The sequence below is a fragment of the Terribium retamae genome (assembly GCF_022347545.1).
Taxonomy (GTDB): domain Bacteria; phylum Pseudomonadota; class Alphaproteobacteria; order Rhizobiales; family Rhizobiaceae; genus Mesorhizobium; species Mesorhizobium retamae.
The window spans coordinates 1-7,494 of the sequence record NZ_JAKREW010000088.1 but is presented as its reverse complement, the minus strand read 5'-3'; the positions used below and the strand labels follow the sequence as shown (position 1 = coordinate 7,494).

At 57.4% G+C, this 7,494-nt stretch carries 7 protein-coding genes and 2 pseudogenes; 2 read left to right on the top strand and 7 right to left on the bottom strand.

What is annotated here, in order from left to right; genetic code table 11:
* From L4923_RS30250 to L4923_RS30225, 6 genes and pseudogenes are all read right to left on the bottom strand, one after another.
* Window positions 1-1,526: pseudogene (locus L4923_RS30250) on the bottom strand (autotransporter family protein); the annotation flags it as partial.
* 106 nt (window positions 1,527-1,632) lie between these two features.
* Window positions 1,633-2,628 (bottom strand): DUF2865 domain-containing protein, encoded by a 996-nt coding sequence (locus tag L4923_RS30245; protein WP_239370803.1) that lies wholly within the window; start codon window positions 2,626-2,628, stop codon window positions 1,633-1,635.
* 11 nt (window positions 2,629-2,639) lie between these two features.
* Window positions 2,640-2,906 (bottom strand): hypothetical protein, encoded by a 267-nt coding sequence (locus L4923_RS30240; protein WP_239370802.1) that lies wholly within the window; start codon window positions 2,904-2,906, stop codon window positions 2,640-2,642.
* A 474-nt stretch (window positions 2,907-3,380) separates the two neighbouring features.
* Window positions 3,381-4,046 (bottom strand): acyl-homoserine-lactone synthase, encoded by a 666-nt coding sequence (locus tag L4923_RS30235; protein WP_239370801.1) that lies wholly within the window; start codon window positions 4,044-4,046, stop codon window positions 3,381-3,383.
* A 105-nt stretch (window positions 4,047-4,151) separates the two neighbouring features.
* Window positions 4,152-4,874, bottom strand: coding sequence for a LuxR family transcriptional regulator (locus tag L4923_RS30230; RefSeq protein WP_239370800.1), 723 nt, complete (start codon window positions 4,872-4,874; stop codon window positions 4,152-4,154).
* 303 nt (window positions 4,875-5,177) lie between these two features.
* On the bottom strand, window positions 5,178-5,525 hold the full coding sequence (locus L4923_RS30225) for a hypothetical protein (protein WP_239370799.1): 348 nt from the start codon (window positions 5,523-5,525) through the stop codon (window positions 5,178-5,180).
* 113 nt (window positions 5,526-5,638) lie between these two features.
* Between L4923_RS30225 and L4923_RS30220 the strand changes: the two genes are divergently transcribed.
* Window positions 5,639-5,887, top strand: coding sequence for a hypothetical protein (locus tag L4923_RS30220; protein WP_239370798.1), 249 nt, complete (start codon window positions 5,639-5,641; stop codon window positions 5,885-5,887).
* A gap of 529 nt (window positions 5,888-6,416) precedes the next feature.
* Complete coding sequence (locus tag L4923_RS30215) at window positions 6,417-6,644, top strand: hypothetical protein (protein WP_239370797.1); 228 nt, start codon at window positions 6,417-6,419, stop codon at window positions 6,642-6,644.
* A 167-nt stretch (window positions 6,645-6,811) separates the two neighbouring features.
* Here L4923_RS30215 and L4923_RS30210 read toward each other — a convergent pair.
* A pseudogene (locus tag L4923_RS30210) lies at window positions 6,812-7,494 on the bottom strand (hypothetical protein); the annotation flags it as partial.

Genomic DNA, 7,494 nt, shown 5'->3' with positions numbered 1-7,494 from the left:
GGATCGGGCGCCGGCGCGGGCGTCGAAGAGATCAGTGTTGAGCGCAGGTACCAGTTTTCGTTGCTGCCGGCGCTGACACCACCCTTGAACAGGTAGTATTCATAGGCGCCTGCCGCGACAGGTCCGTTGAGCGCGAAGGCGCTGCTGGTCGTGGTGGCGCCGTTCAGCGCCTGCACCACCATGATGCCGTCCTGCGCCGTGGCGGCGCCTGCGCCGCCGACATTGACGACGGTGACGCTCGTGCTGCCGCTGGCTGTGCCGTTGGAAATGACAAGCTTGTCCGAAGCCGAGGAATCGTCGCCAAGCGCGGTCTGCAGCAACAGCAATCCGTCATTGCCGGTATAATTGCCGGCAATGGTGAAGGTATCGGTCAGGCTGCTGCCGCCGTTGGTGAGATCGATGCGCCCGGCATTGACGACATTGGCGAGTTGTCCCGCCGTGAAGGCCGAGACGCCGCCATTGCCGCCGCCGCCATAAAGCGTGCTGGTTGCATCGACATTGAGCGTGCCCGTGCCGGTGCCGGTATCGCCGAGAGCCAGTGTCCCGCCGAACTTCAGTTCGGTATCGTTGGTGGCGTTGATGGTTTCCCAATTCTGCAGCCGGGAGACATTGTCAAGATCGACGTTGGAGAGGGTGATGGCATCGGTGCCGAGCCCGCCGCTGATCGCTTTCGTGGCGCCGAGATTGCCGTTGTTGAGGTTGCTGAGTGCAGCGGTGTCATTGTCGCCGCCGAGGTCGATCGTGCCGTAGATGATGCCGCCACCGTTCCAGTTGAACGTGTCTTCTCCGAAGGAGAGCAGGACATCGCCGCCGATCGAGCCACCTGTTACCGTCACGCTGTCATTGCCGCCGCTGACGCTGATGTTTCCGCCGATCGTGCCGCCGGAAATGATGACGGTATCTTGGTCGAAACCGGTGACGAGGTTGCGGTCGATGGTGCCGGCGGACATGTTGAAGTAGTTCTTGTCGAGCTTCATGTTGACGCGGCCGATGCGTCCGCCGGTCATGACGGCGCGGTCGCCATCGTCGAAGAAATCGACGATTCGCCCATTCGACATGAAGAAGGTGTCGAGCCCGTCGCCCTGGTTGAGCGAGCCGATCTGGCCACCGGTCATCTGGAAATCGTCGATGTCGATGCCTTGCTGGACGTTGCCGGTAACCGTGCCGGCGCCGATCACGAAGCTATCCTGACCCGCCCCCTGTTCCACGGTGCCGGTGATGGTGCCGGACTGCATTTCGATGCGGTCGGCGCCAGGGCCATAGGTGACATTGCCGGTAATCTGGCCGGTGCCTCCGGCTGGAAACCGCAGCGTGTTGTCGCCGCTGGCGTCGGTCAGGTTGCCGACGGTTGTGCCGCTATCGCAGATGACCGTATCGTTGCCGGGTGAAGTGGAGAGGACACAGGCCGCCGAGGCAGGTGCCGCCGGAAAAAAGCCCAGGAAAAGAGAAGTGGAGGCGAGCAATCCGAGTTTTCCATGCAAAGAAATACTTGCTGGGCTTCGCCGGGTTGACACAGGTTGCCGCATGGATTTTCCCTCTCAGGTGCTCGTTCTTACTAATCCCTGAACCTGTCCTGGGTGTCCCCACATCGCCGAAAGGTCGGTGCTGTAGATAAACCGGAGCGTCGAATTTCTACATCGCTGCCTTGCCGGGACTAGGTGTGTTGGACGTCGGGCTTGATGCTGGTATCCTTGTTGAATTGGCTGGCAAAACATCGGGCATGATCACCCGAATTTTACTGCGAAAGACATTTCCCCTGAGAGGAACGCCGATCTCTGCCGGCGAACCGAGAGACGTTTTCACATCGCCCGGCAGATCCGGCCGTGGTTGCGGCAACGGCAGTTTGACGTTCTTGTACGTGGCTAACGTGGCTTCTTTGGCCCGTGCGAGCGCAGCCCTCAAGTGATAATTGCGGAAATTGCATTGAGTAAAGTCCGATGCATCGCGGTATCGAAAAGCCGCGGGCAAATCCTTGTATGGCTGTTTTTGTGAGACTGAGACCATCTCCTCTGTTTCTTGCGCCGGATCGGCGAGCATGTACAAGTCTACATTGTCGCCATTGCAAATATATCTGCAACGGTCGAGCAAGCTTTCGGCATATCCAGGGCCGACAAATTGCGAGTTGGGTGCAGGGAAGTAGTAGCCATCCTGAAGTCGTACACAGAAAAACATGCCACGGCCCGATACGCGCTGTTTGGGTGCTTGTGCGATCGCTTGCGTCGTTTCCGGTGCACGCTGTTTTCTGGCCGGCGCGCAATTCCGCCGGCTATACCGGGCACGCAACCGTTCTGCGCCCCTGGCGGATCCCGCCCCCAACTTGCTCAGTCTATCCTCAATTCCTGCCTTGCTAAATGCGAGGTCTCGGCAAGCGTTGAAAAATCCACCCAACGAAGCAGCGCTGCATCGACGCTGCTGCTCCAGTCTCGTAATCGCCGCCAATTGCCGTCGCAATGCGGTTGCCTCGACATTTGCCGTGTTCCGGTAGGCGAACCTGTTCTGTACCCGATCGATACAGTCCTTCGCATGGGCCGATGACCAGGCAAAACAAATCGCCAAGCAGATGAGCAGCAAGCAACTACCGAGCCGCATTGCTTTTCGCCGGCCGCGCGAAATCTCCATCTGTGACATGCCCATACTCCTCACTGGGCGCGCAGCGAAGGACCCGGATCGCCTGCGGCAAGAGGACCATTTTGCAGTTCCGTCAGAATTCGATCGGCATCCAGCCCTGCAATTGTTGCTGCCAGAACCAGTCGCAGATAACGTGGCGGGTTGGGGTGGTCGAGATGGCGCAGCGCTGCTATCGGCATGTCCAACTGGCGAGCCAGATCCAGTTCGGAAACCGCGAGCTTAGCAGTTGCCTGCCTAAGCAGTTTTCCGGGGCGCTTGCGCCTTTCTGCCCTAGGCAACGGGATATCTCCGCTGCTTTGAAGGCAATTCTGGGCAGCGACATTGTTGCAATCCGTGGGTAAACTGGCGCATCAGGGTTTCTTCCCGAAAAGTAGCTCTGTCCGCCCCCCAGCCTTGTTTAGCTGTAACTAACCTTATTTAGCTGTAACTAAATTGGTTTTGCAACCATGACGGGCATGATTTCGCCAAAATGTGGTTACCAAAACGTCACAATTGGGTGCTGGACCACCTGTGAACTCTGGCCCGTCCGGTGAGATGGAAGGAACCGGACGACCATTTCACTTGCATGGTCGTCCGGTTGCAACGCTTCTTCACCCCCTGGACTCCTGAGCAACAATCTCAATCTGAGCGATTGCAATTGCCAGCAAAAACGACATAGCCGAATTTCCTTGGGCGTCAGCCACAGCCTTTGCTGCTCTTAGGCTCATCAGCAGTTGGAAGTGCTTACCGTCGGGTTCTCCATGCATGATAAGTCACGCTGCAATATTATGCTTGTTCATGACTTCTGCATTGTGGAGCGGCGGTCTGCGGTAGAGAGGAATATCGACTTCCATTGCGGCCTGCATCCTTGCGTGAATCTCTGCTGAAACGTCGAAGCTGCCGCAGCATACCGGCCTGTTTCCATATCCGTCCGCTCTGCCAAGTTCGTCCACGACGGCGCCGGCCCGTTGGTAGACGCGCTTCAAATGCGGCTCGTAATTGGAAATCATCGTGTGGATACCATGAGCCATCGCGCATTCACACAATGCCAGCAGCATCAGACCAAACGCTCTGCCCGGTTCGATGTCCGGGTGGTCCCGTTTGAGGTTCGCTTCGTGGATGCACATGCGGGTACCCTCCCAGATTCCGGGAGCCGAAAGTTCGGCTGCGTTCGGGAAGGTGCGGCGAAACACATCATACAGCAACGTTGGTCCTGTTGTCGGCATCAGTCGCATTCCGCCGTACAGCACCGCCATGTCGCTGCTGCACCATAGTAGATAGACAGGACCGAGCGTGTCGTAGTAGTCACGCTCTTCGTCACCTGTTGGTGTGCAATCCCATTGTAACAGATCGCAAAATACCCGCTTCCTGAGGCGGTAATACTGTTGAACCAGGTGAAGGTGTTTTGCGTAGTTATGAGCCTGTAGGGCAATGAACATATTGACCTCCTGAAAGTTCTTCAGGAGGAGATCATTTCCTAAAATTAGGCATTGATAAATTCACACGGTTGGGTGTTCCGCTACCGATACCCACATTTGGGGGTGCTAAAGTGATATGATGCGCAGCTTGACCGCCTTACCCACGGCTTGCGGAATATTTGAGCAATCCAGTTTCAAGCGTGCTGACTTGAGGTAGGCCCGGACGGTGTGTTCGGAAAGGTCAAGCAACTGGGCGATTACCGTATATTCCTTGCCTTGTGCCGCCAGCGCTAGACACTCCCGTTCGCGGGGGCCAATTCTAGGAACGGGATCGTGTTCCCCATAGACTTCGAATACAGCAAGCCTGTGCAGTCGATGTCCGAGTTCCGACAGATGCTCCGCTTCGCCGGAAACAAAAGCAGTCCAGTCTTCATCCGCCATCGAGGTGTTGAGACTGAAAAGCGCGCGCCGACCGACCTTGTCCACGATCGGGACGGAATACCCGTTCATGGCAAGACCGTGCGCAAGGGCATCTTGCATGAGAACCAGGGCTGCGTCTGTCATTGTCACTTCGCGCCACTCGAAAGGTAGCTGACGAACAAAGCCCTCCTGCACAACGGGATCGACCTTCACATATCCGTGCTGCAAGTAGCGGGAGACCCAACTGTCGGGATATGTCGTTCTCACGAAAGGCTGATCGTAGTTTCCAGAGATCATGTGGGCCATATGATAGGTTACATGGTCGACACCGTAAGCATCTTTGATGGCGACGATTGCTTGTGCCACGTCGCGGGCCCGCTTGATTGCCTCGAAAGCGCTGGCAAAGACATCATGGTGTTTGTCGTTCATGTTATGACCAGACCTCGCCGACCTCGCGTGCGCCACATTTCATACCCTCATATGAGGGTATTCCAAGTGCAAAGTTTTACGTGCACATTCGCGGCCAATGGCTTCGATCCAAATATCCAAGATGCCTCAGCGTGATCCTGCAACGATTTCTGTCAGGGAAGCTGCCCACAGCCTTACTCAGGCGTTCGATGATCTGGCGGCGAGCGAAGCCTTGACACGCGCTCTCGTCTGTCAGCGAAACGAACAGACGCAAAAGGCACTTTTTTGGGTGGACGTTTATCGTCTCGTGGCGCCGCGGCAGCTCTAGCTGGCTGATTTTTTTAGCCGTTCCAATTCCGCGGCTAGCGTATGGGCAAACATATTGGGGCCGGCTTCGTCCGCGTAAGCCAGCGCCTTTTCGAAAAGGGCGTCATCGCCATGCAGACCGCGGATCAGTTCTGCGACGCGACTGACATCGTCTTTCGAAAATGCCGGTCCTCGAGCGAAAGCCTCCTTTGCTTCGAAAAGTATGGGAAGTAGATGATGGAGGCTTTCGTCCTGCTCGACGATTTCTATGATCGAATGAAGTAGCTTATCAGCCTTTCGCATCCCTTGCTCCTGCCCCGACAACTCTCTCCGGTATCCTGCGGATGCGCTTCCGGCAAGGTCCATCGCCAAGTTCCGTCATTTTGCAACCGCCTACAACCTTTTGTCTGCTGGTCTTCCGGTCACGATATTGTAAACTATGTTGTGTACGGTGTTGTGTGGCGATAGTGAGGTCGAGGATGTTTCCTGTTGTAAAAGATGAAGGCAGTCTTGGCTTGAAGAAAGCAAAGATCGAGTACATCCAGGCAATGGCTCGCGAACTTGGTCTTATGGCCAAAACGGAGCAACTGGATTTCGCAGCCTATATGATGTCTGTGGTGTATATGGAACTCGGCGAGCGGCTCGTGGCCGATCAGCGCCGAAACCACAAAACCGCCCGCCCGAGCTTGCGGCTGGCAGCAAACGAATTGAGAAAAATGGGAAAATAACCCGGATGCCGAGCAGCCGGCGCGCCGGCTGGTCATCGCCGGCGCGACAACGATAGTGACGGCGGCGTCCGTCAACGCCGCCGTCATTATCCTTTATGCGAGGAGCGCATCGCGATCTCGCCGATCGCCACGATGGAGGGCTCTTCACCCTCGCGGAATTCCTGGCAAAACCGTCGGTCAGCCACAAGCCATTGTCCATTGTAACAATCTGGGTGGATACTGGCCGCCAATCAGTGTCATGGTCGGTAGGATCGCGGCAATGCTCATGCCGGCCATCCGCCAAAACTACCTCCAGCGAAAAAAACCGAGCGGTTGTTGTCAGCACAAGATCGGCTAGGCAAACCGAAAGGGGCTGCTACGTTTCTGCCCGTTTCCGAATCGCGAAAATGCTCTATCTCTCCTACACAATTCAGGGCGCAAAATCGCAGCACACATTTGCTTGGGCGTTAGCGCGTCGGCGCAGGTAGAATTCTGAATTTTTCCTCTAAGGAAATCGTTCCCAGTAGCAAGTCGATGACGACGAGGCCCCATGATCACGCAGCTTACCGCCGAGAAGCATTATCTTCAGACACATTTGATCTTGGCATTGCGAACGATCAAGATGGAATTAGGCGACGAAAAGCTGGCCACTGTTCTCAAGGATGCCCTGGCGACGGCCGAAATCGTTGGCGATGTAAAGGCTGCTTTGTTCGAAGGGGAAGAGTTCAGCGTGGCGGGTCGCGCCATTATTGACGAGGTCCTCGAGATTGTCGCCTGAGGAGGGCCGGAAACTGGTGCCGGAGCGATGGTGCGTCCCGGCTTGGCGCCGATCCTGTGTCGGCCGCTCCGCGACATGCCTGTCATATCCATTTCCACCTCGGCGCGGCAGGGAGCCCAGGCAAGCCCGGTCACCCACGTCAATCATGATAATTGACACTTTGCCGGTCACTCAAAACGCACGAAGGGCAGGAACGCCACGGCCGAGCCGGTGAACCGCCTATGATCCATGCCCTGGTTCCCCCGGCTGAAGCCCTGCGCATAGATTGTCGTGGGGATCGATTGTATGGCGCCTCGCGCCAGACGCGGCAATTCTGTCGCGTTCGCGCGAGCTCGCATGGCGCTCGCGTGCTCCTGTTTCACGCGGGCCTGCTTGGCAGCGGATCCGCTTGTCGGCGCTGAGGCGAATACGATGTCCGGTTGCTTTACTGAGGCGGAGACCCGGGTATTGGCCTGAGCGCTTGCTGTTTCCACCACACCGACGCTCTCCCCTTCAGCAAAACTGCTTTCTCGCAAGGCAGGCATACCGTCACCTTGTGCCGCAATTGCCACGACGGTCTCTTGTTGCCAGTCCGACACCGGCGGGCGCGGGCTAGGCAAGGTGGCGGTCTGCGCCAGAACCGGATCGGGTCGCCAGATCGGGAGGGGCGCGCTGGCTGGGGCCAAGTCATGCAGTGAGGGGGCGGTCGGCTCCTGACGCGCAACCTGGGTCGGCAACGAGCCTGTGAAGGCGGGTTCGGCCGCGGCGGCCATGAGCCGGGTGTGGGGGCGTGGGGCGCTGCTGGGCAAAGGCGCGCCCTGCGCCGGCAGGGCATCGGCGACGTCTCGCATCTCGATGCGCTGCGCTTGCT